Source organism: Solirubrobacter soli DSM 22325, from assembly GCF_000423665.1.
Lineage (GTDB): Bacteria > Actinomycetota > Thermoleophilia > Solirubrobacterales > Solirubrobacteraceae > Solirubrobacter > Solirubrobacter soli.
Map to the genome: position 1 here is coordinate 361,145 of NZ_AUIK01000001.1, position 24,800 is coordinate 385,944.

Below are 24,800 nucleotides of genomic sequence, written 5' to 3' on the forward strand. Positions count from 1 at the left end.
TCCCTCGTGAATGTCGACGCATCCTTCTCGCCCGAGCTGTTCGCGTTCCTGCGCGAGCTGGGCGCCAACAACGACCGCGAATGGTTCACCGCCAACAAGCCGCGCTTCGTCGCCGACGTCCAGGAGCCCGCGCTGGCGTTCGTCGAGGACGTCGGGATGCGCCTGCCCGAGATCAGCCGCCACTTCGTCGCCGACGCCCGCCCCTCGGGCGGCTCGGTCTTCCGCATCTACCGCGACGTCCGCTTCTCCAAGGACAAGTCGCCGTACAAGACGAACATCGGCATCCAGTTCCGCCACGCCCAGTCGCGCGACGTCCACGCGCCGGGCTTCTACCTGAACCTCGAACCCGATCGCGTGTTCATGGCGTGCGGGTTGTGGCACCCGGATCGCGACACGCTGCACGCCATCCGCACGTCGATGGCGGCCAAGCCAGGCCGCTGGCGCGCCGTCGTGAAGGAGCCGCCGTTCACCGACCATTTCCGGCTCGGCGGCGAGGCGCTCAAGCGCCCGCCGGCGGGGTTCGACAAGGACCACGAGCTGATCGAGGACCTGAAGCGCAAGGACTTCATCGCGTACGTGGACCTGAGTGAGGAGCACGCGGTCGCGGGCGACTTCCTCGACCAGTTCCTGTCGCTGTGCGCGGACGCCGGCCCGTTCATGCGCTACCTCTGCGACGGCGCGCGCGTGCAGTATTAGACGGCTCGCAGCCGGAGCCGCGGGCGGGCGTTGTTCACGTAGCCCTTCGGGTTCCACAGCGCGGCCTCGTCCTCCGGCTGCGTGGCCGCGGACGAGTCCCACGCGCGCACGGTCAGCTCGTGCTCGCCGGGCGCGAGCTGGACCGTGATCCGCCAGTGTCGCCACGCCCACGGTCCGAGGTCGTCGAGCAACTCGGCCTGCGACCAGGACGCGCCCGCATCGAGCGAGACGTCGACCCGCGCGACGTGCCGCTCCCCGCCCGCGAACGCGTACCCGCGGACCTCGACCGGGCCGGCCGCGACGGTCTCACCCTCCGTCGGAGCCAGCACGTCGGCGTTGAGCGCGACCAGCCCGAGCGGCATTCCTGCGCCGCGAGCCGGCGTCGCGTCCTCGGGCAACAGCCGATAGACGACCTGCTGGAAGTAGCCCTGCCAGGGATGCTCGCGAACCTCGATCCGCTCGAGCCACTTGACGCTGCGGGCGCCGATGTAGCCCGGGACGACGACCCGCACCGGCGCGCCGTGCACGGGCGTGAGCGGCTCGCCGTTCATCGCCCACGCGAGCAGCACCTCGGGGCGGCAGCCCTTGTCGAGTGGGATCGACCCGCCGAAGTGCTGTGGCGGCTTCGCCTCGGGGGACGCGTCGGCGCCCTCGAAGCCGACGTGCGTCGCCTTGCGCAGCGGACCGGCGAGCGCGAGAACGTCGCCGAGCGCGACCCCGGACCACGTCGCGGTTCCCGTCGCGCCCGGGCCCCATGGCGCCTCGCCGGGTATGTCCTTGTAGGCGAGCAGGCCCGCGCGGCGGTTGCCCGCGCACTGCAGCGTCGCGGTGACCGTGCGCTCGCGAAACGCCTCACGCAGCGTCGCCAGCGACAGGTCGAGCTCCTGCTCGACCGCTCCGAACACCCGCAGCCGCCATCTGCCGGGATCGATGTCGGGCACCGCACCGTGCGACCGCACGTAGAACGCGTCCGTGGCGGTGATCGGACCCTCGGCCAGCGCGGACCGGCAGGTCTCGGCGTTGAACGGCTCCTGCTCGTGGACGATCAGGTCGGCGCGCTTGCCATGGCGCATCCGCCGACACTACCGTCTCGTCACCGCATGACGGCGTCGACGAGCGGCGCATAGGCCTTGTCGCCGCTCTTCAGTTTCGTGAGGCCGGCCGTCAACGTGCTGAGCCGCTCACCCTTCATGCGCGCTTTGAAGGCCTTCAGGCGAGCGACGAACTCGTCCTGGACCGCCTTGTCCGCACCGAGCCATTTCTCGGCCGCCGCCACGAGCTCGTTCTCGTAGACGCGATGCGCCCCCTCCTCGACGCCCGGCGCCTCGACCGGGAAGCCGGCGATGAAGCCCTCGAGGTGCGCCAGCGCCTCAGTGTTCACCTTCGTGCCCGGGATGCGTTCGCGCACGAGCGCCCGGTCGACCGCCGACATGGCCTGCTTCTCCAGCCACCCCTCGAAGGGCAGCTTCGTCGCTTCCTCCCGCCAGCGCTTGAGCGCCTTCGCCGCCAACTGGTCGTGGAACGCGTGCTCCATCTCGTGGCGCAGGACGCCGAGCGCCGCCGCCTTGTTGCCCGGATCGAACGCCCGCGGGCCGAGCAGGATCGCGACCTTCGGCTCCTCGCCGGTTCGCGTGGTCGGCAGCTTTCCCGTGTACTCCCCGCCGACGAGGAACCCCGTCTGGCCCCTGGGCTCGAGCCGGGCGACGAAGTTCAGTCCCGGCTTGAGGCTCGCGGCCTCCGGCCGCAGCGCCGTGTTGATGTCGCTCGCGGCCGTGCCGGCGACGTCCTGGAGCTTGGTCGCCTGGAGCAGCGTCGCGAGCTCGGAGTAGAGCTGCACGTTCTTCCCGCCGCCGCGCACGTCCGCCGCCCACCCGGCGTCGTCGAGGTCGGTGACCGGCTCGGTCTTCAGCCGCGAGGGGGCGGGCTCGCGCGCCAGCATCCGGAGCACCGCCTGATTGCCGAGCCCGCGCTGCAGCGCCAGCATCGCGTGCTCGCGTTGCGGCGGCGCGCGTCTGGACGGGCGCGTCTCCTCGAGGTCCGTCTCGTGCGCTCGCCGGTGCATGGTCCTGGTCGATCATCCGGGCGCCGGCCTCCCTCGTCTATGGGGCGAGCCGCACCCTCACGGACCGATGACCCGGCCGACGAGCCGGATCAGGCGGGCGGGAACGACGGCGTTGCGCTCCTCCTCCCAGACCCGGGCGCGGGTGAAGCGGCGGTACCCCATGAGCTTGAGCGCGACGTCGGCGCGGGCCGAGGCGGCGCCGTGGCTCTGCGCCGGCTCCCCGCTCAGCAGGTCGATCCGGCACAGGTGCTTGACGTTGACGAACCCGTAGTGCGCGGGGGCGACGAGCCGCACGGGCGCGCCGTGCTTCGCATCGAGCGGCGCGCCGTCGAGGCGGTCGGCGAGCAGCACGTCGTCTTGGAGCGCGTCCTCGACCAGCATCACGGACCAGTGGCCGTCGAGCCCTTCGAGGCGCACGTGCGTCGCGTCCGCGGGCGGGTCCAGCACCTCGCGGAGCGGCACGCCCTCCCAGCGCAGCCCGCGCGCCGACCATCCGGCGACGCAGTGGAAGTCGGCGACGAGCGTCCGCCGCGGAAGCGAGGCGAGGTCACTGATCGTCGCTCCGGCGATCTCGATCACGGGCGTGGCCGGGACGGTGGGTGGCGGACCTTGGTTCGTACCGAAGCGCGGGAAGCGGTCAAGCGCCCGCTGGCCTGGGGGAAGTGGAGTATCCATACGGTTGCGTATGGATACGCTAGCGTATGGATCATGCCCGCGCAAGCCCGCACACCGCGCAGCGACTGGATCGCGGCCGGCCTGAACGCCCTCGCCCGCGGCGGCCCGGAGGCCGTCCGCGTCGAGCCGCTCGCGCGCGAACTGGGCGCTACCAAGGGCAGCTTCTATTGGCACTTCAGCGACCGCGCCGGGCTGCTCGACGCCTTATTGGATGACTGGGAACGAGCCGTGGTCGATGACGTCATCGCCCAGGTCGACGCCGGCGGCGGCGACGCCCGCGACCGGCTCCGCCGCTTGTTCGCCCTCGCCGGCACGCGCCGCGACCTGCCGGCCGTCGAGCTCGCGATCCGCGACTGGGCGCGCCGCGACGACGGGGTCGCGCGCCGGCTCAAGCGCCTAGACAACCGCCGGTTCGCCTACATGCGGCCGCTGTTCGCCGCGTTCGCGGAGGACGACGCCGACGCCGAAGTCCGCTGCACCCTCGCCTTCGCACTGTTCGTGGGACACCCGCTGATCGCCGCCGACCACCCGGGCCGCAAGCGCAAGGACGTCCTCGACCTAGCGCTCGCCCACCTGCTGCGCTGAGCGGCTCTCGACCTCGCGCAGCAACTGCTGAACGGTTGCGTCACGCCGCAGCCGCTCGTCGATGAGCGGATTGACGATCCCGCGCAGTGTGGAGAGCGCCGCCCACCGGCGCGGGCGGACGATCCGCGCGGCGCGACGCTCGATCCCGCGTGCGATCGCCTCGCCCGCCGCCTCCGGTGGGAGTCGCTTGTGGAGTTGCTTCGGGTAGGTCGCGAGCATGCGGTCGGCGAGCGGGTCGGCGTCGATCGTCTCGTGCACCATGTGGGTGTCGATGAAGCCGAAGTAGGCGACGCTCGCGCTCGCGCCATGTTGGGCGAGCTCGACGCGCAGGGCCCGCCCGAGCTGCTCGACACCCGCCTTGGCGACCGCGTACGGGGTCGCGCCGACGCCGTTCGCGAACGCGTACACCGATGCCACCAGCACGACGTGCCCTTGGCGCTTCGCGACGTGCGGAAGACCTGCATGCACGGTGCGCCAGACGCCGAGGAGGTCGACCTCGACGACCCGCTCGAAGACGTCGGGGTCCATCGTCAGCGCGGTCGTCACCTTCGGCGCGATGCCCGCGTTGGCGACGATCACGTCGAGTCCGCCGAAACGTTCGATCGTGGCTTCGACCGCGTTCTTGATGGCTTCGCGGTCGGTCACGTCGGCTGCGAGTCCGAGCGTGCGTTGTGGGTCGAACGCGGCCGGCGGGTCGAGGTCCACGAGCGCGACCTTCGCGCCGCGGGCGTGGAGCGAGCGCGCGGTCGCGGCGCCGATCCCGCGCGCCGCGCCGGTGACCAGCGCCACCTGGCCATTCAGCGAGTAACGGCCCATGGCGTGACTCTAGTCCGGTTCAATAGGTCGATGTCGTTGGCGCGTGTCCGTGAGGCCACCCCGGAGCTGGACCGCCCCACGACCGTCGCGCCCGCGCTCGAGTCCGCGCCCCAGGTGGTGCTCAGCCTCCAGCGGACCGTGGGCAACGCGGCCGTCTGCCGCTTCCTTGCCCGCCAGCCCGCGCCGACGCAGACGAACACGGCTGCGCCCGTCGCGAAGGTCGGGGTCGTCGGCGGCAAGCGCCCGGCGATCACGGAGACATCAAAGAGCTTCGACGACTGCAACGCCGCCGTGGCATGGATCAACTCCGGCGTCTACACCGGCGAGGCCCAGCCCGTCTACAAGCCGACCGCCGGCAAGATCCGCCACAAGAAGCTGCCCGACGGGACCCAGCAGGGCGAGGTCGACATCACCTGGGCCTACGACAGCTCCTCCACCGCCGAGGTGATCGTCCCGACCTGGCCGGACATGACCGACGCCGACAAGGCGGCCGTCGCCAAGTACAAGTCCGCCCTCAAGGCCCACGAGGTCATGCACTTCGACGTCACCGACAAGGTCGTCAAGGCACTCCCGAAGACCGTCACCGCGACCGGCAGCGACCCGGCGGACGCCACCACGAACCTCCAGAACGAGGTCAACACCTATCAGTCGGACGCCCAGACCGCGATCGACACCGCCACGACCGACTACGACACGCTCACCGGCCACGGCGCGAAACAATCCGCGGTGGGCGGCGTCGACGTGCATCTCGCCTGCCCATAGGGGCGAACCTTCCGCGTCCGCGCCTACAACAGGCATGGACGAACCCATCCACGTCATCGTGCCGGGCTCCGGAGACGACCCGCGCATCGACACCTCGATCCCCGGCATCGTGATGCATCGTGTGCCGCCCCTGCACCCGGATGACCTCACGGTGGTCGACGGCATCCCGGTCACCTCGCCTTCGCGCACCTTGATCGACTGCGCCGAGGACTTGACCCGCGACGAACTCCGGGCGCTCTTCACCCGCTTCCGAGCACTCGGCCTGCTCGACCCGGACGCGCTCCGGGCGTCGCGGGCGCGGGTGGAGTGGCGCCCGTCGCTCGCGATGCTCGACGAGGTGATCGCCGAGTTCTGCGACTGAAGTGAGACCTACTTCCGAGTAGTTCGGCTTGACTTGCGCTCACGCACCCTAAGAGGATCGGCGCGACTCACCAAGGAGCGCGTATGCGGAAGGCTTGCAGGGCTTTGGGGATCGTGGTGGCGGCGACCGTGTTCGCGGTGCTCGTGCCGCCCGCGGCCGGCGCGGCGACGTGCAACTACGTCGCCCCGATGCCCGGCTTCTGGCAGGACCCGCTCAACTGGGACTGCCCGGGCGGGCCGACCGCCACCGACGACGTCGTGCTCGGGACCGGCGACAGCGTCACTTTGTCGGCTGACGCCGCAGCCGCCTCACTGTCGGTCACCGGCGCGACCCTCACGTTCGGCACCAGCAAGTTGGACGTGTCCGGCGCCACCGTGCTCAACTCGGGCACGCTGACGGGCGCCGGGCGTCTCAACGCCGGGGGCGGCTTCGTGAAGAGCACGGCCGGCCAGATGACCCTGACCAGCGGGGTGACGGTCGCCCCGACCGCCGACTCGACCTGGACCATGGGGGACCTCTGCGTCACGAACGCGTCGACGTTGCGTATCCAGAACGCGTTGGACATCGCGGCGGGCGCCGGCTCGTTCAACTGCAGCTCGAACGACTCGATCGTGCAGTTCACCGCGACGAGCCTCGTGACGGTCGCGGGAACCCGCTCCTGGTTCTCGCGGGTCGACAACGACGGCACCGTGTCGCTCGGCAGCGGCACGTTGACGCTCTCGGCCGCGGCGCCGAACACCGACGCGGGCGCTTGGTCGATCGGCGCGGCGGCGCAGTTGACGATCTCCGCCGATCGCACCGTTGCCGCCGTTACGGGCGCCGGCACGCTCCTGGTCAACAGCGGTACCACGACCGTGCCCAACGGCGGCACGCTGAACCCTGCTGTGTTGACCGTGTCCGGCGGGGTTGTGAACGTCGACGGCACCACGCCCGCGTTGACGTTGGCTTCGGTCAACCTGACCGGTGGAACGCTCGGCGGCACGCGCAACCGGACGATCACGTCGCTCGCCGCGCAGTCCGGGACCTTGAGCGGCGCTCAGACCACGACCGTCAGCGGCTCGTTCGTCAAAAGCACGACCGGGCAGCTGACCGTCACCGGCTCGACCACGATCCGCCCGGTCATTGATGTGTCCTGGAACGCCGGCGACATCTGCATCACCAGCGGCTCCACCTTCCGGCTGCAGAACGAGCTCGGCATCGCCGCCGGCGCGGGGTCGTTCAACTGCTCCTCGAACGACTCGCTCGTCCAGCTCACGCCGACGGCCTCGATCGACGTCGCCGGCGGCACCCGCACCTGGTTCTCGCGGGTCGACAACGACGGGCTCGTGTCGCTGGCCGCCGGGGCCCTGACATTGAGCGCCGCGGGGGCGAATACCGACGCCGGCTCGTGGGCGATCGCCGGTGGGTCCCAGTTGACGATCTCCGCCGACCGCACCCTCGCCGCCGTCGGCGGAGCCGGCACGCTGCTGGTCAACAGCGGCACGACGACGATCCCCGACGGCGCGACCCTCAACCCCGCGGTCCTGACCGTCTCGGGCGGGGTCCTGAACGTCGACGGCACCGCGCCCGCGTTGACGTTGCCCGTGGTCAACCTGACCGGCGGGACGCTCGGCGGCACCCGCAACCGCACGATCACGTCGCTCGCCGCGCAGTCCGGGACGTTGAGCGGCGCGCAGACCACGACGCTCAACGGCTTCGTCAAGAGCACCGCAGGCCAGCTGACCGTCACCGGTGCAACCACGATCCGCCCGGTCGTCGACGTGTCCTGGAACGCCGGCGACATCTGCATCACGAGCGGCTCCACCTTCCGAATCCAGAACGAGCTCGACATCGCCGCCGCCGCCGGCTCCTTCAACTGCTCATCCAACGACTCGCTCGTCCAGCTCACGCCGACCGCCTCGATCGACGTCGCCGGCGGCACCCGCAGCTGGTTCTCCCGGATCGACAACGACGGACTCGTCAAGCTCGACGCGGGCGGGTTGACCTTGAGCGCCGCTGGGGCGAACACCGACGCCGGTGCCTGGTCGATCGCCGCCCCGTCCCAGCTGACCGTGTCCGCCGACCACATTTTCGCGGCGATCGGCGGCGCCGGGACGCTGCTGGTCAACGGCGGCACCACCACGATCCCGCAAAGCGCCACCTTGAACCCCGCCGTCCTGAATCTCAGCGGCGGAGTCGTCACCGTCGACGGCACCGCGCCCGCATTGACGTTGCCTGTGGTCAATCTGACCGGCGGGACGCTCGGCGGCACCCGCGCGCGGAGCATCGCGTCGCTCGCCGCGCAGTCCGGAACGCTGACGGGCGCGGCGACCACCACGGTCACCGGCTCCTTCGTCAAGTCCACCGACAACCAACTGACGCTGACCGGCGGCGTCACAGTCCACCCGGCGATCGACGTGAGCTGGACCGGAGGCAGCATCTGCATCACCAGCGGCTCGTCACTGCAACTCGACCACGCATTGAACGTGGCCACCGGCGCGGGGTCCTTCAACTGCTCGTCGAACGACTCGCTCGTGCGGGTGAGCGCAACCGGCTCGATCGACGTCGCCGGCGGCACCCGCACCTGGTTCTCGCAGGTGGACAACGACGGGCTGGTCTCGCTCGACGCCGGCGCTCTGACGCTGGGCGCCGCCGGCGCCAACACCGACGCCGGAGCCTGGTCGATCGCCGCGCCCGCCCAACTGACGATCTCCGCCGACCGCACCTTGAATGCGATGGGCGGTCCCGGCACGTTGGTGGTCAACGGCGGCACCCTCACGGTGCCGGACGGCGGAACCCTCACCCCCACCGTGCTGCAGATGCTCGGCGGCGTGGTGAACCTCAACGGCACCCAGCCGGCGACGTCCTGGGTCCAGGTCGCGTTGCAGGGCGGAACGCTCGCCGGCACCCGCAACCGGTCGATCGGGAATCTCGCGGTCACGTCGGGCACGATGTCCGGCCCCGCCACCACGACGGTGACCGGCGCATTTGGGAAGAGCGGCCCGAACCAGCTCACCCTCAACGGCGGCGTAACCCTGCGCGTGGGCAACAGCGCCTGGGACGGCGGCTCTGTGTGCGTCACGAACGGCTCGACGCTGCAGGTCGCCGGGGCGCTCGCGATCGGGGCGGGCGCCGGAGCGTTCAACTGCAGCTCCGCCGACTCTCTGGTCGATGTCGTGGCCGGCAGCTCAGTCGGCCTGGCGGGCCCCGCGCGCACCTGGTTCTCGCGAGTGAGAAACGGAGGCGTGTTCACGGTCAGCGGCGAGCCTTTGACGTTCGCGGCGGGCCTGTCGAACGTCGCCGGCGGGACTCTGACCGGTGTCGGCACCGCGGCCGGAGCGATCACCAACGCGGGCGGGTTGATCTCTCCTGGCGCAGGCACTTTGACGTTCCCGGACGCGTTGACGCAGACCTCCGGCCAGATCGACGTCGGCGCGGGTGAGACGTTGGCCAACGCGAAAGAACTCACGCTCTCTGGCGGGTCTTTGACCGGCTCCGGGACGATCTCGGGCGATGTCGCGAACACCGACGCCACCCTCCGCCCCGGCCGCTTGACGATCAGCGGTGGCTACAAGCAGGGCGCGGGCGGCGTGTTGGAGACCGACATCAACAGCGTGAGCGACTTCGGCCAGATGATCGTCGGAGGCACCGCAAGCCTGAACGGCACCCTGGCGATCGTGCGCGCTCCGGCGTTCAACCCACCGACGGGCACGAAGTTCCAAGTCCTGACCGCCGCCACGCGCACCGGCACCTTCGCGACTTTGACCGGCACGACCTTCGGCGCCAAGTCCTTCGCCGACGACGGCTCCAAGCCCGGCTTCCGCTTGGTCGTCCTCGGCCCCGAAGCTCCCGTCGCGGGCACACCCACCATCACCGGCGAGCCGGTCGTCGGCAACGAGCTCACGTGCAACGAGGGGGTTTGGACGGGCTCCCCGACGTTCGCGTTCGCGTGGCTCCGCGACGGCGGTCTCGTCGGCGACGGCCGAACTTACGACCTCGTCCCCGCCGACGCAGGCCACTCGCTGACCTGCCGCGTCACAGGCACGAACGCGGGCGGCAGCGTCACCGCAACGAGCGCCCCGGTCCTCGTCCCGGCCCCGACCCCCACACCGACGCCGACGCCGACCGCAACCCCGGTTGCGACCGTCTCACCCGTCGCCACTCCATCGCCGACACCGATCCCAACCCCGACGCCCCCACTTACGGGAGCAACCCCTCAACAGATCGGAGCGGCCTTCGGCCTCCCGTCCTCGCCCGGCTGCGTCCGCCGCGGCTCCTTCAAGATCCGCATCCGCGAACCCAGGGGCATCAAGATCAAGTCCGTCAAGCTCCTCCTCGACGGCAAGCCGGTGACCATCCACAACCGCACCGCCACCGTCGACACCCGCAAGCTCAAGAAGTCGACGTTCGCGGTCACGATCCGCATCACCACCACGGACAAACGCACCCTCACGGGCAAGCGCAGCTACAAGCTATGCAGGTAGCGGTTCAGGTGCATTGCTTGGTGATCGCCGAGCGTGATGACGGCCTCGTCACGCGCTCCGTGCTGCGCTCGCGAGCCTGACTGCTCGGTCCGAGAAATCGGCGTGGTCGCCGACAGCAGGGGCGAACTCTGCCGCGCTGCGACGACTAGAAGCGTGATCCTCGCACTTCAGCCACAATCTTCGAAGTTTCCAGAGCCGTGGCTCAACTCGCACAGCCGACTGGCGTGCCGCGCACCGGTTTTCCGCTCCATGCGGGATGAACCCTCCACGCGACCCCCGATCCGTCCGCTCCCCCTCGTACGGTGCTTGCTCGTGACTGGTCCTGACGCCCGTAGCCACGATCTGACGCTGGAACCGCTGATGTCAGTTGATGACGTCGCGAAGTTCCTCCGGATCTCAGAAAGCGGCGTCTACCGCCTCACGCGAAGCGGCGAACTGCCGCGGGTCAAGGTTGGGAATCGCACGGTGTTCGACCCCGCCGACGTACGCAACTTCGTCGCGTCGCGTCGATGCGTGGGGTCGTCTGGCACCGGAACATTCGATGGGAAGACGTCGGGAGGCGTAGGCGATGAGTGATCGGAACGCAGTCGTGCTGCTCAGCGGGGGACTCGACTCCGCCACCGTCCTCGCGATCGCGCAGGACGAAGGCTACGTCGTGAACGCCCTCTCGTTCAGCTATGGACAGCGTCACAGCGTCGAACTCGATGCGGCGAAGACGATCGCGACGCGTGCGGGCGTCACTCGCCATGTCGTGGCCGATATCGATCTCCGGACGTTCGGCGGTTCCGCGCTCACGTCCGAGATCGAGGTGCCCAAGGGGCGCAGTGACGAGCAGATGGGCGAAGACATTCCGGTGACGTACGTTCCCGCTCGCAACACCATCTTCTTGTCGTTTGCGCTCGCGTACGCAGAAGTGTCGTCGGCCGACCACGTCTTCATTGGGGTCAACGCCCTCGATTACAGCGGATATCCCGATTGCCGGCCCGAATACATCGAAGCCTTCGAGCGCATGGCAAACCTGGCGACACGGCGCGGCGTCGAGGGCCACGGCCTCACGATCCATGCCCCCCTCCAACACCTCACCAAGGCCGAAATCATCAAGCGAGGCGTCGAACTCGGGGTGGACTACAGCCTGACCCTTAGCTGCTACGACCCCGCGCCGGACGGTGCATCCTGCGGAACGTGCGACGCTTGCTCCCTGCGTCTCCGCGGGTTCGCTGAGAACGGTCTCGATGACCCAGCGGCGTATGTTGCTCAGCGAGAAGCTGCATGACGGCGCCTACGACGCTGACACCGCGGGGCCACGTCCGCGAGAAGACGTTTCCGATCATTGAGATCTTCGGCCCGACGATCCAGGGCGAGGGCGCGGAGGCGGGACTTCCCACGCACTTCGTTCGACTCGGCGGATGCGATTACCGCTGCTCGTGGTGCGACACGATGTACGCGGTCGATCCGGAGACAGTCAGGGCGACTGCGGTCTCGATGTCTTCGGACGGTATCGCGGAGCGAGTAGACCAACTTTCTGGACGACCGGACTGGGTCGCGATCAGCGGAGGGAACCCCGCTCTCCATCAACTCGACGGTCTCGTGGAACTTCTTCACGCCAGGGGATACCGGGTGTCCGTCGAAACGCAAGGCTCGCTTTGGCGAGATTGGCTTCACATGGTCGACCGTCTCACGATCTCCCCCAAGCCTCCAAGCTCCGGGATGTCATCCCCAAAGCATCTCGATCAGTTCAGCCGTTTCATGCGTCGCGCCATCGCGCGCAAGGACGTGCCCGCGGTGCTGAAGATCGTCTGCTTCGACGACGTCGACCTCGACTGGGCGACGGAGCGCGCTGCCGAGTACCCAGATCTCCCGCTGTTCCTGTCCGCTGGCACGCCGGTGCCGGCAGTAGACGGTCTCCGCGACGCCGTAGGCATTCGCTATCGGTGGCTGTGCGAGCGGGTCGCCGAATCGCCCGCACTCTCAGCCGCTCGGGTTCTTCCACAGCTGCACGTCATCGCTTGGGAAGGAGCGAAAGGCGTATGAACCCGATCACTGCTGATCTGCATCAGGCCCGCCCCGCAAACGGGAGCGGATCGCCTGTCCGAACGCGCACGGAAATCTTCAAGGAGTTCACGTTCGAGGCAGCTCATCGCCTGCCGTTCGTCCCAGCCGAGCACAAGTGCTCACGGCTACACGGACACAGCTTCAGCGTCGAGATCCATGTCTCCGGAGAGGTCGATCCCCGAACGGGGTGGCTGATGGACTTCGCGGACATCAAGACAGCCTTCAAACCATTGCTCGATCGGCTCGATCACTACTACCTCAACGAGATCGACGGGCTCGAGAATCCGACGAGCGAGAACCTCGCTCAGTGGATCTGGGAGCGGCTCCAGCCGGCCCTTCCGGAGCTCAGCAAGATCGTCGTTCGCGAGACGTGCACCTCCGGGTGCGTTTACGTGGGGGGCGAGGCGTGAATCCGCTCGCAGCCCTCGACCTAGAAGACGTCCAGAATCAAACCGACGACCGCGGAGTCGCGATCGACCAGGTCGGGATCGCGGATCTGCGGGTGCCGCTCCGTGTCGCTGGCCGAGACGGCAGCGTCCAACAGACGATCGGGACCATCGAGATGGACGTGGACCTCGCGGCCGAGGTGAAGGGCACGCATATGAGCCGCTTCGTCGAGGCGCTCGTCGAACAAAACGGCCCGCTCGATGGACCCGCGGTCGTCGCACTTGTCCACGATGTTCGAAGCCGGCTCGGCAGTACCCGAGCTCGGGTCAGTATGCGCTTCCCGTACTTCCTCAGCCGCTCAGCTCCGGTCACGGGTTTCGCCGCACCGGTCGACTACGACGGCACACTTCTCGCCGAAGCCGGACCTGTCACATCGCTCACGCTTGGCGTCCGGGTCCCGATCACGAGTCTTTGCCCTTGCAGCAAGGAGATCAGCGACTACGGCGCCCACAACCAACGCGGCTACGTCGAGATACAGGTTCGGAGCGACGGCGAGTCGGACTTGTGGCTCGAAGACCTGATCGATATTGCGGAGGCGGCTGGCTCAGCCCCGATCTTCGCGCTGCTCAAGCGACAGGACGAGCGGCACGTGACGATGCAGGCGTACGAGACGCCCGCCTTCGTCGAGGACATCGCCCGAGATGTCGCCGTAGCGCTTCGCAGCGACGCACGAATCGCCGGCTACGTCGTCCGAGTGACCAATCACGAAAGCATCCACAATCACTCGGCCGTGGCCACGATCCGAGGCGGCGTGTGAGCGAAGTGGTCAGGCGCGTCCACGTCGTGACGTCGTGCACCGCCCTCAAAGTCGACACGCGAGTTCCGGTGCCCGCTGAGACCCTCTATCGCGGCCAGCAGCACGTGCGCTTGATGCGCGGGGTGCAACGAGCTCGTGCCTTAGGCGTCCAGATCGATCTCTCGATCGTGTCCGCGAAGCATGGCGTGATCGCCGGCGACGCCCCCGTCGAGAGCTACGAACAGACGTTTCAAGGCATGGGCGTCGAGGCGCGCAGAAGTGTCGCTCGCACGCTCGGAATTCCACAAGCAATCCGGACGTCGCTAGACCATCCCTGCGATTTGCACGTCGTGCTTCTTGGGGATGACTATCTCGCAGCGTGCGAGCTAGGAGCGGATGTCGCTCCTTCCGCCCCCACGCACCTGTTTTGTGCTGCCGGGTCGGCCCTGGGACTGCCGCGCATGTCCAACGTTGCGATCTGGCCCATTCACGTCGAGGACACACGACGCTTCCAGTGCGGATACGTGGCGCTCAAGGGAGAGGTGGGTGGTCGACTTCTAGCGACGCTCGCCACAGGGCGTCTGTCGTTGGCTGAACTGACGTCCGATCCACTGGCCAAACTGGCATCGGCTGAACGTGATCAACTCGCGCTCTCCGTGGGATGACATTGTGCGCTTCTATTTCCCCGACAGCCAAGACCAGGTCGATCCGAGTTTCGACTTCCTCACTGAAGAGCGTTCGCCGTTCAGGATTCGGCAGCGCGACGACCTATACGCGCACGAGGTGCTCGATCCTGTCCCGTACACCGGCATGCTTGTCTCGAAGGCGATGGTCGACGGTGTCGATGGCGGCGCCGGCCGATACAGCGCCCAGCAACGGCAGCGGCTCTATCGAGTCGGGATCCGTGAGTTCTTTCGACTTAACACCCCGGATCGGGCGCACATCGAAACGATGGGCGACTGCGGCGCGTTTACCTACGTTCGCGAAGACGTGCCCCCGTACAGCGTCGACGATGTCATCGATTTCTATGAAGGCTGCGGATTCGACGCCGGCATTTCCCTCGACCACGTCATTCTCGGGTTCGAACTGCACGCGCCGCTAAGCGCGGATTTCGTTCCTGAGGACTGGTCTCAGCGCCGGGAACTGACGTTGCAACTCGCTGCGGACTTCCTCCGTCGCCACGCTGAACGTGGCTGCTCATTTCAGCCGGTAGGCGTTGCGCAGGGATGGAGTCCCGAGTCGTACGCGGCGTCCGTCGAGGCACTGCAGAAGATCGGCTACGGCCGGATCGCGCTCGGCGGGATGGTGGCGCAGAAGACCCACGAGATCCTCGCCGTGCTGCACGACATCGACGAGATCCGAGATCCGGCGACCGAACTCCATCTGCTCGGGATCACGAGAACCGAAAGCATCCCGGAGTTCGCCTCTTACGGAGTCACGAGTTTCGACAGTACGTCCCCGTTCCGTCAGGCGTTCAAGGACGATCGGGACAACTACCACGCCGACGAACGGACTTTTCTCGCGCTGCGCGTGCCGCAAGCCGAAGGAAACGTGAAGCTGCAGCGACGTATTCGGGCCGGCGAGGTCGACGGCGCCCTTGCGCGGCGCCTCGAGCGTCGCGCGCTGGACACGCTCCGCTCGTTCGATGCGGGTCGCGCTACCGTCGATGACGCGGTCGAGGTCCTGCGCGACTACGAGCGATTGCACGACGGTAAGCGAGATCGCTCGCACGCCTACCGCGAAGTGCTCGAGAGCGCACCGTGGAAGTCCTGCGAGTGCGCCGTCTGCCGCAGCGAATCGATCGAGGTAATCATCTTCCGCGGGACGGAACGCAACAAGCGGCGCGGATTCCACAACCTGACCGTCTTCGCGCGACGACTCGAGCGTCAGCTCGGGCAACCCGAGTCCCTGGTCCCGGCGGGAGCATGATGCCCAAATCCAAGAAGTCGCGCGCCGAGTTTCGAGTCCCCGCGCTCGCGATCGAGCAAACCAAGGGACGTACGCTGTACAGCTTCGCCGTCGACGGCAAAGCGCTTCCTGCGTTCGCTGCGGTGTCGCGTGTCAAGCGCGAGGCGAATCACGAGCTCGCTGGCTATCAGCGCGCAGAGTCCGTCGCGCACATCCGCACGATTCGGAAATACCTCGAGTCGGCGGACGCGATGTTGCCAAATGCGCTTGTCGTGGCCTTCGACTCGAGCGTTCGATTCGAGAGCGACGACTCGGACGATGCGCAGACCAGGGTCGGGCATCTCGTGATTCCGATTATTGAAGGAGCCACTGAAGCCGAGAAGCCGGGATGGATCGTTGACGGTCAGCAGCGCACTGCCGCGATTCGCGAGGCGGAGATCGAGGATTTCCCGGTCTACGTCACAGCGTTCGTCACGGACAGCGTCGCCGAGCAACGCTCGCAGTTCATCCTCGTCAACTCGACTAAGCCCTTGCCCAAGGGTCTTATCCACGAGCTCCTGCCTGCGACGCCAATCGGGGATCTCCCCCTCCTGCTGCTGAAGAAGCGCTACCCGGCCGTTCTACTCGATCGGCTGAATTACGACCCCGACTCGCCGCTCAATCGTCGCATCCGGACACCCACGACGACCGAAGGAACGATCAAAGACAACTCGGTCCTTCGCATGCTCTCGATGAGCATCGAAGACGGCGCGCTGTATCAGTGGTTCGATCCGGAGAGCGGGACTGGCGACACGGACGCGATGTTGACGCTCGTCAAGAACTTCTGGCATGCGGTCGCGAGTGCCTTCCCGGACGCCTGGGATCAATCGCCGCGCCGGTCTCGACTGGTCCACGGCGTGGGAATCGTCGCACTCGGGTCGGTCATGGACGAGATCGCGTACAACCTCCGCGAGGAGGGCGTCCCAACGGCGCGTCGCTTCGAGGAGCAACTCGCGCTGATCGAACCCCTGTGCAGGTGGACGCGCGGAATCTGGGATTTCGCTCCAGACGATCAGCGCCGGTGGAACGAACTGCAAAACACCCCCCGCGATATCAAGTTGCTGAGCGACTACTTGGCTCGTGCGTACCGGCGGGAGGCGACCGGTTCAACCAACATTGCCGCCGCGGCTTGACTCGACGGACCCAGGCTTCGTTGCCTACCTACGAGCCGAACTCGAGGAGCGACTTGAACAACTCGCCGTCGAGCGCGCGAGAATTCAGCGAGCGCTCAAGGTACTGGCCGACCCGATCGCACCGACGCCGATCGACGACCAAGTCCTCATGGCTGTCGCGGCCGCGCCCGGATCTCGCGGGTCGTTGATCGCGCTGTCACTCAATGACAGTGCGGAAACCGTCGCGCGTGTCTTAGACGAACTCGCCGCGCGGGGCCTCGTCGAACGGAACCGGCTCGGCTGGGTGCCTCGACGCGTGTCGAGAGATACTTAGGCGAGAGAGCCCGCGGCGATCTCTCTTTCGACAGCCTCGACGATCCTCGTGCTCCCCTTGAACGCATGACGAATCATTGGCCGCTCTGGAGGCCGATGAGCGTCAATGGCGTCAGTGGCAGAATGCTTGGCGCTCCCGATCGCAACCACGAGAAGGTCGACGGAACGAACCATGCTGACCAGACCCTCCGAGGCGACCTTGTCCTCCCGGTGGACCACATTCAAGCCGGGGTGCCGTCGCGTCAGTCGGTCGCGAGCACGCGCTGCAACCTGTGGACTCAACGAATAGATGCCAACGACGCGCCCTTGCCCAACGACAGCGGTTTCATGATCTTCGACCGCCTCTATGGCGTCGAACTCGATGTCCGAGTGCAGTGCGTCGCTCGTGATCTGCAGGCCTTCACGGACCTCGTCTGGTAGCGCGCGCACACCCAGCGGACCGACACCCGTAACAAACGTGCCGAGAAGCCGCGTCCGGTCGCCTGGGTGAAACTCGAGCATTTCCATCGTGTCCGCAAACCACGAGGCGTGGCGGCGCGATGCCATCCGTGCCCAGATCATGTCGAGAGCGTCGAGCATCTGTCCGTACGCCGTTGCTGTTGGTCCTGCCGCGAGCACCCGCGAGACAAGGTCCCCGGTGAGTTCTAGCCCTGCCGCTTCCCATCCCGGCATCAGCGCGAGCGACTCGAGCATCGCCATGTGCACGCGTGCGACGCTAGAAGCAGGGGCATCACTGCGATCAAGCCACGACAGGAACGCCGGAAGCCCTGCCAGCAACACGCCGCTGGCCGAACTGTCGGCGAGTTCTGCGATGAGCGCGATGGTCTCGTCGAACGCCTTAGTGTCGGCAGCATCGCGGGCGTCGAACTCGAGCTCACCACATTCAGCAACGGCCTCTGCCGTCGACCATTGGGGGTCGCCGGCGAGTCGGGCAAACCAATCTCGCCACGTTCGAGGTGGCGGAGGATCAGTCGCCGCCCCGACGAGCGACTCGAGGGCGTCGAGAGCGTCGCGCACGACGCGGCGCTGACATGCGAGGTGGCGGGCCCGTTCGTCCAACCGGCGCCAGTACGCGATCGCGCGAGTTGCCGCCTCGAGCGTTCCCAACTCGTAAGCAGCAAGGAGAATCACGTCCGCGAGGTCGTGGCTGTTCGGCGATTCGACGGCTTCGGCCAGCGCGATGTCATACGACCCCTGCTCAAACGCCGACAGCGGCGATTCCCGAACCGTTTCGGTTTGACTCGCGTACTGTCTCGCGAGCGCGTCGACCCAAAGCTTGTCCTCGGCGCTCTCGAGCCACTCTGACATCGCGAGTACTTGGGCACCGTTTTGCCCGACCACGAGAGCGTGGAGCGCGTGGAGCTTTAGAAAGGCTGGAGAACGCAGCGGCCCGCGCACGCGGGCGAGGTCATCCAACACGTCGCGACGGCGAACATATTCGCTGATGGCCCCAGGGACATCTCCGGCAACTTGAAACGGGTCGAAGTAAACATGCTGTGCCGCCGCGGCAAGGGCCTCAGTTACTCGCCAGGGTCGGCGAATCCGACAGAGGTCGTCAAAGTCCGGGTGTGCGGCCAGTTCGCGCCACCGACTTTGCGCTCCCAGCGCGAGGACCTCGATAAACCGGACGTTTTCAACGCTGATCGACCCGCGCTGGCGAAGATCCTGAAGCAACTCGAGAGCGAGATGCCCGTCGCCGGCGGCCAAGCTCAGATCGATCTCTCGCAGGATGGCCGTCGTTCCGTGCGGCATCCCCACTCGCGGCGCGGGTCGCTCTGCCCAGAGCGCCAGCAGGCGCTGAAGCGGCGTCCAGAGCGCTTCGAACTCATTCTGGTTCTCAGTAAAGAACCGGACGTACCGACCGTCGGTGGTCTTACGGACGAGGGACTCGATCGCGTCTGTTTCCGCTTCAGGGGCATCGTGAGGCACGATCCAACGCGCGTAGGTTGGCCCGATCGATCCCTTCACGTCCTCCGTTGCGCGACGGAACCCATCGTCGTCAAACGCCAGCAGGTACCAGATCACCCGCTTGGAATCGAGAAGCATTCGCGGAAGCACCGCTGGACGTCGGAACTCCTCATCGAACGCGTTGACCAAGGCACGAAGCCGAGGTCGGCTATCGACCTCTCGCCGCCCGAGGCGATTCCCTTCGCCGAAGAACGCGTCCAGAAACTCTCGAGATGTCACCGGAGACCGCCGTAGCGCGCTCGGATGTTGATTCGGGCTGCTGCGACATCGTCTTCGTCCAGCGACAGCGTCACGTGCTCGTCATTTAGACGGACACCACGGACCGTGAAGTTCATCGATCCGCTAAGGAAGAACCCATCGCCCAGCAGACCCTTTTCGTGTTGCTCGTCGCCGCGATCGACGACGATGCGAACACGATCGGCGGCACCAAGTGCCAGTGATGACGCTTCGAGTCGCCGATGGAAAGCGTCGTTGTGCCCATCTGCGCGGGTTGCCACGACGACTTCGGTCCCCCGCTGGGCAAGGTATGACAGCACCTCGGTCAGCCTCAGGCGGCGGTGCGGCCACAGCGGCTCGATCCCACGAAATGAGGATGAGCGATTGTCGATCACTTCGAGGTCGGTGACCCAAGGAGAGATGAGCCACAGGGCGCTCGACGGAGCAAGAGCCTCAATTACGAACAGGTTCTGCAGAACGGTTTCGACTTCACGTTCGGATCTACCGCCCCCTTTGAAGATCCGCCGCCGTGTCATCGCGCTAGATCAAGGCTGAGACCGACTTCGATCGAGTCGCCCACGCGGCGCACGGTGCGGATGCGAGCGTGGTCGAGCAAGCCTCCGGTCTCCACCGAAGATGCGGTGGCCAGCAAAAGGTCTTGCCTGAGTTCGCGAGCTTGATCAGCACCGCCCTGCAGGACAACTGCCCCGCCAGATGCGAGCCGGCCGACTGGGTCGAACAGTTCGCTCACGTCCCCCGCCTGGACGGGAGCTGTCTGCGGTGGCAGTTGGGAGTTCACCAGTGCCGCGTCGACTGGCGGAACGTCTGAAAATCGGTTGCTGAGCGGAAGGCTGCTCCGTCGTGCCGCGGCGCCGCGAGGCCACAGTAGGCCCTGCACCTGGCTAGCACGCCACCGTCGGAGGCGATCGGTCGGATACACCCCGCCGAGCAATTGATCGACACCTTCGTCGTCGGCGTACAGTCGGGAGAACGCAGCGAGTTCGAGTTCGATGTCAAGCTCAGCCTCGGTCTCGTCCCACTCGCGGAGCAGTCGGGCCGTCAGGGCATCTGTGTGCTCGCCCGCACCAGGCCGCAAGAAGCGGGCACTGACGGCAGCGACAACGGGGTGACACACGAACACGCCACGCTCTCGAGCGAGTTCGAGCATCAATTGAAACGCGTTCTCGCGCGACATGTGGTCATCAGCGCGGCGAACGGCCGTCATGGCATCGGCGAAGTCAGCGTCGAGATCGAGAAGCTCCGTGACACGGCCCATTTCCCACGCCACGGACTCCTGCGTTCCTGGGGAGAGTCCGGCCAGGGTCAAGTCGACGAATGCCGAAGGGTCGTCCACGAGTCGTTCCGCTGCGGCCTGAAGGAGGCCGCTACCGCCGATGGTCGTTTCTACTAGCCAAATGCGCACCGCGCCGTCCCCACGAGCCTCGAACTCCGGGACGACTTCCTCCGCGTCGAACTCGGGACAAAGGTCTTGGATGGCTCGGTGCAGCAGCGCGGCCACCGTGGCCGTCCAACGAGCCGCCAACCATGGCTGCCAGTCGTCAGGCCGCTCACCGAATACCGCGATCGCGTTGGTCACCACGTCGCGAACACCAGCGTCCTTGAGCGCATCCGAAATTCGCTTCCGAGTGTGTTTGCCCGTCTCCGCATCCTCCGGGGCACTGTCCAGGATTCGTCCGACCTCGTCCAGGATCTCGTCACCGACCATCTCGAATGCCGTCCTGAGGTCGAGCTTGTGCGCTACGGCCTTCTGGGTCAGCGAAGCTTGGACCGCGGCAGCCAGTCGCTCTCGATCGAACCGTCCAAGATGGAGGTCCAGTTCCGGAGAGTCTTCGAGAGCAGCGCGGAATCGCTCCGATCTGAGACTCCGAACGAATTCGTCGCGGAGATTCACGAAGCGTTCCGGAGGGCTCACATCGATCGATAGCGCGTCGACTGTCGCGTCAAACCCGAGCGCGGCCGGCACGCCGCCGTCACGGAACTCAATTCGGCCACGACGGCTTGCAGTTCCCACGCGTAGATCGACCTCCGCCGATGCCGCCCATCGGCGAACCGTCACCGGGCGCCGGTCGGCGTGTAGATGCCAACACAGATCTCCGGCGCCCGGAATTCGATCACACAGCGAGACATCTCCGCGGCGACCGCTCGTACTTGAACGGATCTCTGATCTCCAGATAAGGCGGCCGTGACTACTGCTCAAGGTGTTCTGCGGTGGCTGAACCACACGCAATCCGGTCGGACGGATAACTCGAGTTGCCGCTCCGCCACCAATCGCATCCTCGAGTCGCTCATACGACTCACAAAACGTCGATAGGTCGAGGAAACCGACCCCACTCTCGAGCTCGGGCGGAGCGACCCAATGGCGCGCGAACCTATTGCCGACGGTCAGACGATGCGAGACCCGCCCTGGAGCATATGCCGTCAAGCTCAAGACGATCGGAAGGTCGGTGCGCTGCTCATCGTCGCCGCGGTTCTGGCCCGGAGAGATGATCGTGACTTCAGGCAACTGAAGGTCGCCGAATAGACGGCTAACTACGAACTCGGGGAGGGGGCCGTCGGCGACCACCTCGGTTCCCGGTGGTTCCAGCGTTGTCCAATCGCTCTCGAGTCTTCGAACGGCAGTGGGGATCACCGACGTCAACAGAGGTCGCGGAGGGTCCCAAAGGATCGCATCAACCGTGGCGGCATCCAGGCCGAGTGAGCGTTCAATACATGTTCTCAACTGGTCCCGCACGCGGTTGTCGTCGAGAATTCGATGAAGCCACTGGAGCACGCCATCTCTGTGGCGTCTGACGGCATCGCGAGCGTCTGGAGGGGTGGGTCGCTGAAGAACCGACCAAGTGTTCTCGCGCGTCCCGGCCTTCTCCGTCAGCCAGTCGATCAGCGCGAATACAGCCTGCATGCGCACGATGGTTGGGCTATTCACGGGGAGATTCCGCGCCCCGAGTGTGGGGTCGAATAATTCCTCGTACCGCTGGTAGGCGATGCGATCTCTCCCCCCATCCGCAAGCGTGACGATGGTCCAAGGCCGCATCTCTCGCGTGCGTCCGGCGCGGCCTCTCCTCTGGAGGAACGCTGCCGCACCGCGGGGAGACTTGTGCTGGAGCACTCCACCCACGCGATCGTCGTCAAAGCCGACTTCCAGGGAAGCAGTCGCTGCAATCACCGACGCATTGCGATCAACCCCGGCATCCTGCGACGTCGTCCGCCCCACGCCGACGCGAAAATCGCCCTCGAGTCGATGACCGAGCGTGGCGAGCGATTCCCAGCTTTGCCCGGCAGCACGCCGGTTCGCCAAGTCGTCGTGTGGTTTTCGCAGGAATGCGAGCGGCAAGCGTTCCTGCGGGCGCCCGTACGAGTCGAGTCCCTCGGCGTCAAGGAGGTCGAAATAGAGTCGGTTGACGACATCGAGGTCGTCGGTGAACGCGAACAGCCTTTGGCCGAACGCGCCCTCGCTAACGCTCCGATCAATCGGATCAAGTACCCGCTGAAACAGCATGGAGGTCTGGATAGAGGTCGACAACACACTGGTCCCGGAGGTTGGGTCCGCCCGCAACGCGAGCAGGTACTCCTGTCCTTCGGACACGACGTCTTCAGATCGCGGCTCGATGCTCGTGATCTGCGTCTCGTGCAGTCCTGTAAGAGCCGCGAAGAACCCGGCCGGATCGCGAAGGGTTGCCGAGAGCCCAACGAAATGCACCGGACGGCCACGAGCGCGTCGCCAGCGGCGGAGCACGTGAGCTACATGCGCACCAGCACTGCCTTCGTAGGTGTGCACTTCGTCCAGGAGCATGAGTTGCACCGGTTCGGCTCGCGGCCCCACTCCAACCAGGCGTCGTAAGAAGCCGTCGCCAAGAGCTCTGTTGAGCATCTCGGTCGTCGTGAAAAGAATGTCGACCGGGCGACTATCCAGCGACCGGCGAGTCAGAGCCAACTCGTCGTCGACGACGTGGCGGCACCGCCGGCAGTGCAGCACCTCGCGCTCATTGGTCCGATCCTCATCTTTCCACAGGAGATCGCCCTCATCACACGCCGGACAGCGCATGTAAGGGCAGACCCGGCCTCCCGACGTGGTCCGCCACGATTCGCGAAGCCATCGGCCTGTCGGAGGGGTTGCGCCGTAGAGCGTGCCGACACGGATCTTGCGCTTGGAGGAATCGAGCCGTCGCGCCTCGGCGAACGTCGACGCCAACTGATCGCGGAGCAACTCGATGCGCGGATAGACCGCGAGCACCCTGGTACCCCCGCGACTCGCGGACAGCATGCTTAGCGCCGGAAGATAGAATGCAAGCGTCTTGCCGGCACCGGTACCTGCTCCAACGATCGTGCCCGCTGCTGAGGACGCGCGAAGTCCTTCGAAAACCGCGCGAGCGCTCTCAGCCTGAAACCTGGAAAGTCGAAAGCCCTCGCCGCGATCCGACAGGAGGCGTTCCGCGCCTGCCAACCACGGCGAATCGATGCCAGCGTCGCTCAGGCTTTCCAGGACATCGTCGACGAGAACGTCCCGGCGCGGGTACCTGCGCGGTCGAATCGCCAGCCGATAGTCGGCGACGAGCGTGGGAGCCGAAAGCCAAGCCGAGCCATGCGCGTGCTGGGGAAACATCTGTCTGAGACGAGATGCCAACCGGACGGCCTCGGCCATTCTCGTTCGGTACGTCGTATGGGTTCCGGTGTCAACGGCGAGCACGAGCCCGCGGCGCTCGAGGTCTGCAATCAGAGACTCGCCTGTAGCTGTGCCGGAACGATCGTGTTCGAGAGCCCACGAGTCAGCGCGCGACAGCAGCTCGGCACGCTGATGTCCGACGTCCACGTATCCCCAACACAGGAGCCGCGCCTCGATGCCCTCCAACACGCCAAGGAACTCAAGTGCGAGGTCGGTCATCGGTACGTCAGGCCTATTCGGGCGTGATGCCCCTCGCGCTTCAGCCAGGTGTGGAAGTCCGGGTCGAGGCCATCGAGCGTCAAGCGTCCGGCGAGCAGGTCTTCCCACTGTCGTCGATGCTCCTCCGGGACGGCGCTCCGCTTGATTTCCTCTTCGAGGACTCCCAGTCGATCGCAGATCCGAATCAAAGCCAGTAGCGACTCCGACGAGGTGACTGACTCCCTGGCTGTCTTGTACTGCACCTCGAGTCGACTGTATTCGTCGCGACGCGCGTCAAACGGCGCCAGCAGACGGGTGACGCCAGACCTAGGCCGCGGGAGCCGATCCAGCAAACGCTCTACCGCGGTGTCGCGCACTTCATCGCCGATGCGCTGCACGGCCACGAGGCTCTCTTTGCAGGCCTTCCACGTCGAACTGCCCCGCACGTGCGTAGGGGCTCGAAGGAGTTCCGACCGGAACCTGGCGACCGCGGCTGACGCCGTTCCAAGCGCCGAGATCAGCGATTCACGCTCGGCATCGAGCAACTCGAGTTCTGGCGTCTCGAGGCACAGATGCGCACGTTCCAACCGCTCAGGGTGCGCAACGATCTCGTCTCGCATCACTGCGAATGCTCGTTGTTGCTCGGCGTCCTTCTTCGAGATGCCAGCTCGCTCGATGGCCGAGCGAGCC

At 66.6% G+C, this 24,800-nt stretch carries 21 protein-coding genes; 13 read left to right on the top strand and 8 right to left on the bottom strand.

Annotation, left to right across the window (positions count from 1 at the left end):
- Nucleotides 1-6 precede the first annotated feature (6 nt).
- The gene (locus tag G569_RS0101805; RefSeq protein ID WP_028062141.1) at nt 7-696 is read left to right on the top strand and encodes a DUF2461 domain-containing protein; all 690 of its coding nucleotides are present in this window, start codon (nt 7-9) and stop codon (nt 694-696) included.
- Here the strand turns inward: G569_RS0101805 and G569_RS0101810 are convergent.
- Genes G569_RS0101810 through G569_RS44815 form a run of 3 tightly spaced genes read right to left on the bottom strand, consistent with a single transcriptional unit; the run spans nt 693 to nt 3,433 of the window.
- Nucleotides 693-1,769 carry a sulfite oxidase gene (locus tag G569_RS0101810; RefSeq protein WP_037494184.1) on the bottom strand — a complete coding sequence of 359 codons (1,077 nt, stop codon included), beginning with the start codon at nt 1,767-1,769 and terminating at the stop codon, nt 693-695. The genes G569_RS0101805 and G569_RS0101810 overlap by 4 nt on opposite strands.
- A 20-nt stretch (nt 1,770-1,789) precedes the next feature.
- A complete protein-coding gene (locus tag G569_RS0101815) occupies nt 1,790-2,758 on the bottom strand; it encodes a hypothetical protein (protein ID WP_028062143.1) in 969 nt (322 codons plus the stop codon).
- Between the two features lie 57 nt (nt 2,759-2,815).
- On the bottom strand, nt 2,816-3,433 hold the full coding sequence (locus G569_RS44815) for a molybdopterin-dependent oxidoreductase (RefSeq protein WP_053225703.1): 618 nt from the start codon (nt 3,431-3,433) through the stop codon (nt 2,816-2,818).
- Between the two features lie 33 nt (nt 3,434-3,466).
- On the opposite strand from G569_RS44815, the gene G569_RS0101825 reads away from it, so the two are divergent.
- Nucleotides 3,467-4,018, top strand: coding sequence for a TetR/AcrR family transcriptional regulator (locus G569_RS0101825; protein ID WP_028062144.1), 552 nt, complete (start codon nt 3,467-3,469; stop codon nt 4,016-4,018).
- On the opposite strand, the gene G569_RS44820 is transcribed toward G569_RS0101825, so the two are convergent.
- Nucleotides 3,992-4,834: a short-chain dehydrogenase/reductase gene (locus G569_RS44820; protein WP_037494186.1), complete on the bottom strand. Its 843-nt coding sequence runs from the start codon at nt 4,832-4,834 to the stop codon at nt 3,992-3,994. The genes G569_RS0101825 and G569_RS44820 overlap by 27 nt on opposite strands.
- 30 nt (nt 4,835-4,864) lie before the next feature.
- Here G569_RS44820 and G569_RS0101835 point away from each other — a divergent pair, with 30 nt between their 5' ends.
- From G569_RS0101835 to dbpB, 11 genes are all read left to right on the top strand, one after another.
- The gene (locus G569_RS0101835; protein WP_028062145.1) at nt 4,865-5,596 is read left to right on the top strand and encodes a DUF922 domain-containing protein; all 732 of its coding nucleotides are present in this window, start codon (nt 4,865-4,867) and stop codon (nt 5,594-5,596) included.
- Nucleotides 5,597-5,630: 34 nt separating this feature from the next.
- Nucleotides 5,631-5,957, top strand: a complete 327-nt coding sequence (locus tag G569_RS0101840) for a hypothetical protein (RefSeq protein ID WP_028062146.1) — start codon at nt 5,631-5,633, stop codon at nt 5,955-5,957.
- Nucleotides 5,958-6,040: 83 nt separating this feature from the next.
- Complete coding sequence (locus tag G569_RS0101845; protein ID WP_157591753.1) at nt 6,041-10,420, top strand: beta strand repeat-containing protein; 4,380 nt, start codon at nt 6,041-6,043, stop codon at nt 10,418-10,420.
- A 360-nt stretch (nt 10,421-10,780) separates the two neighbouring features.
- Nucleotides 10,781-10,996, top strand: a complete 216-nt coding sequence (locus G569_RS66280; RefSeq protein WP_371683446.1) for a helix-turn-helix domain-containing protein — start codon at nt 10,781-10,783, stop codon at nt 10,994-10,996.
- Nucleotides 10,989-11,693: a 7-cyano-7-deazaguanine synthase QueC gene (queC, locus tag G569_RS0101850; RefSeq protein WP_028062148.1), complete on the top strand. Its 705-nt coding sequence runs from the start codon at nt 10,989-10,991 to the stop codon at nt 11,691-11,693. The genes G569_RS66280 and queC overlap by 8 nt, the downstream gene beginning before the upstream one ends.
- Nucleotides 11,690-12,451 (top strand): 7-carboxy-7-deazaguanine synthase QueE, encoded by a 762-nt coding sequence (gene queE, locus G569_RS0101855; protein WP_053225704.1) that lies wholly within the window; start codon nt 11,690-11,692, stop codon nt 12,449-12,451. Before queC ends, queE begins: the two co-directional genes overlap by 4 nt.
- Complete coding sequence (gene queD, locus G569_RS0101860; RefSeq protein ID WP_084284037.1) at nt 12,448-12,882, top strand: 6-carboxytetrahydropterin synthase QueD; 435 nt, start codon at nt 12,448-12,450, stop codon at nt 12,880-12,882. The genes queE and queD overlap by 4 nt, the downstream gene beginning before the upstream one ends.
- The gene (gene folE2 / locus G569_RS0101865) at nt 12,879-13,676 is read left to right on the top strand and encodes a GTP cyclohydrolase FolE2 (protein WP_028062151.1); all 798 of its coding nucleotides are present in this window, start codon (nt 12,879-12,881) and stop codon (nt 13,674-13,676) included. The genes queD and folE2 overlap by 4 nt, the downstream gene beginning before the upstream one ends.
- Entirely contained in the window at nt 13,673-14,320 is a 648-nt protein-coding gene (locus G569_RS62170; protein ID WP_157591755.1) for a DUF6884 domain-containing protein, read from the top strand. Before folE2 ends, G569_RS62170 begins: the two co-directional genes overlap by 4 nt.
- Nucleotides 14,321-14,324: 4 nt before the next feature.
- The gene (gene dpdA / locus G569_RS0101875) at nt 14,325-15,584 is read left to right on the top strand and encodes a tRNA-guanine transglycosylase DpdA (protein ID WP_028062152.1); all 1,260 of its coding nucleotides are present in this window, start codon (nt 14,325-14,327) and stop codon (nt 15,582-15,584) included.
- Nucleotides 15,584-16,735: a DGQHR domain-containing protein DpdB gene (gene dbpB, locus G569_RS44825; protein ID WP_211232883.1), complete on the top strand. Its 1,152-nt coding sequence runs from the start codon at nt 15,584-15,586 to the stop codon at nt 16,733-16,735. The genes dpdA and dbpB overlap by 1 nt, the downstream gene beginning before the upstream one ends.
- A gap of 309 nt (nt 16,736-17,044) precedes the next feature.
- On the opposite strand, the gene dpdD is transcribed toward dbpB, so the two are convergent.
- The 4 genes from dpdD to G569_RS0101910 are packed head-to-tail and all read right to left on the bottom strand — an operon-like array spanning nt 17,045 to nt 24,730.
- A complete protein-coding gene (gene dpdD / locus G569_RS0101890) occupies nt 17,045-19,234 on the bottom strand; it encodes a protein DpdD (protein ID WP_306764985.1) in 2,190 nt (729 codons plus the stop codon).
- Nucleotides 19,231-19,767, bottom strand: a complete 537-nt coding sequence (gene dpdK / locus G569_RS62175) for a phospholipase D-like domain-containing protein DpdK (protein WP_157591757.1) — start codon at nt 19,765-19,767, stop codon at nt 19,231-19,233. Before dpdK ends, dpdD begins: the two co-directional genes overlap by 4 nt.
- Nucleotides 19,764-24,131: a protein DpdJ gene (gene dpdJ / locus G569_RS60755; RefSeq protein WP_084284039.1), complete on the bottom strand. Its 4,368-nt coding sequence runs from the start codon at nt 24,129-24,131 to the stop codon at nt 19,764-19,766. Before dpdJ ends, dpdK begins: the two co-directional genes overlap by 4 nt.
- Nucleotides 24,128-24,730: a hypothetical protein gene (locus tag G569_RS0101910; protein WP_037494192.1), complete on the bottom strand. Its 603-nt coding sequence runs from the start codon at nt 24,728-24,730 to the stop codon at nt 24,128-24,130. Before G569_RS0101910 ends, dpdJ begins: the two co-directional genes overlap by 4 nt.
- Between the last annotated feature and the right edge of the window lie 70 nt (nt 24,731-24,800).

Coding starts and splice junctions, on each gene's coding strand:
- G569_RS0101810 (WP_037494184.1), bottom strand. CDS start 1,769: ATGCGCCATGGCAAGCGCGCCGACCTGATCGTCCACGAGCAGGAGCCG.
- G569_RS0101815 (WP_028062143.1), bottom strand. CDS start 2,758: ATGCACCGGCGAGCGCACGAGACGGACCTCGAGGAGACGCGCCCGTCC.
- G569_RS44815 (WP_053225703.1), bottom strand. CDS start 3,433: ATGGATACTCCACTTCCCCCAGGCCAGCGGGCGCTTGACCGCTTCCCG.
- G569_RS0101825 (WP_028062144.1), top strand. CDS start 3,467: ATGCCCGCGCAAGCCCGCACACCGCGCAGCGACTGGATCGCGGCCGGC.
- G569_RS44820 (WP_037494186.1), bottom strand. CDS start 4,834: ATGGGCCGTTACTCGCTGAATGGCCAGGTGGCGCTGGTCACCGGCGCG.
- G569_RS0101835 (WP_028062145.1), top strand. CDS start 4,865: ATGTCGTTGGCGCGTGTCCGTGAGGCCACCCCGGAGCTGGACCGCCCC.
- G569_RS0101840 (WP_028062146.1), top strand. CDS start 5,631: ATGGACGAACCCATCCACGTCATCGTGCCGGGCTCCGGAGACGACCCG.
- G569_RS0101845 (WP_157591753.1), top strand. CDS start 6,041: ATGCGGAAGGCTTGCAGGGCTTTGGGGATCGTGGTGGCGGCGACCGTG.
- G569_RS66280 (WP_371683446.1), top strand. CDS start 10,781: ATGTCAGTTGATGACGTCGCGAAGTTCCTCCGGATCTCAGAAAGCGGC.
- queC (WP_028062148.1), top strand. CDS start 10,989: ATGAGTGATCGGAACGCAGTCGTGCTGCTCAGCGGGGGACTCGACTCC.
- queE (WP_053225704.1), top strand. CDS start 11,690: ATGACGGCGCCTACGACGCTGACACCGCGGGGCCACGTCCGCGAGAAG.
- queD (WP_084284037.1), top strand. CDS start 12,448: ATGAACCCGATCACTGCTGATCTGCATCAGGCCCGCCCCGCAAACGGG.
- dbpB (WP_211232883.1), top strand. CDS start 15,584: ATGCCCAAATCCAAGAAGTCGCGCGCCGAGTTTCGAGTCCCCGCGCTC.
- dpdK (WP_157591757.1), bottom strand. CDS start 19,767: ATGACACGGCGGCGGATCTTCAAAGGGGGCGGTAGATCCGAACGTGAA.
- dpdJ (WP_084284039.1), bottom strand. CDS start 24,131: ATGACCGACCTCGCACTTGAGTTCCTTGGCGTGTTGGAGGGCATCGAG.
- G569_RS0101910 (WP_037494192.1), bottom strand. CDS start 24,730: ATGCGAGACGAGATCGTTGCGCACCCTGAGCGGTTGGAACGTGCGCAT.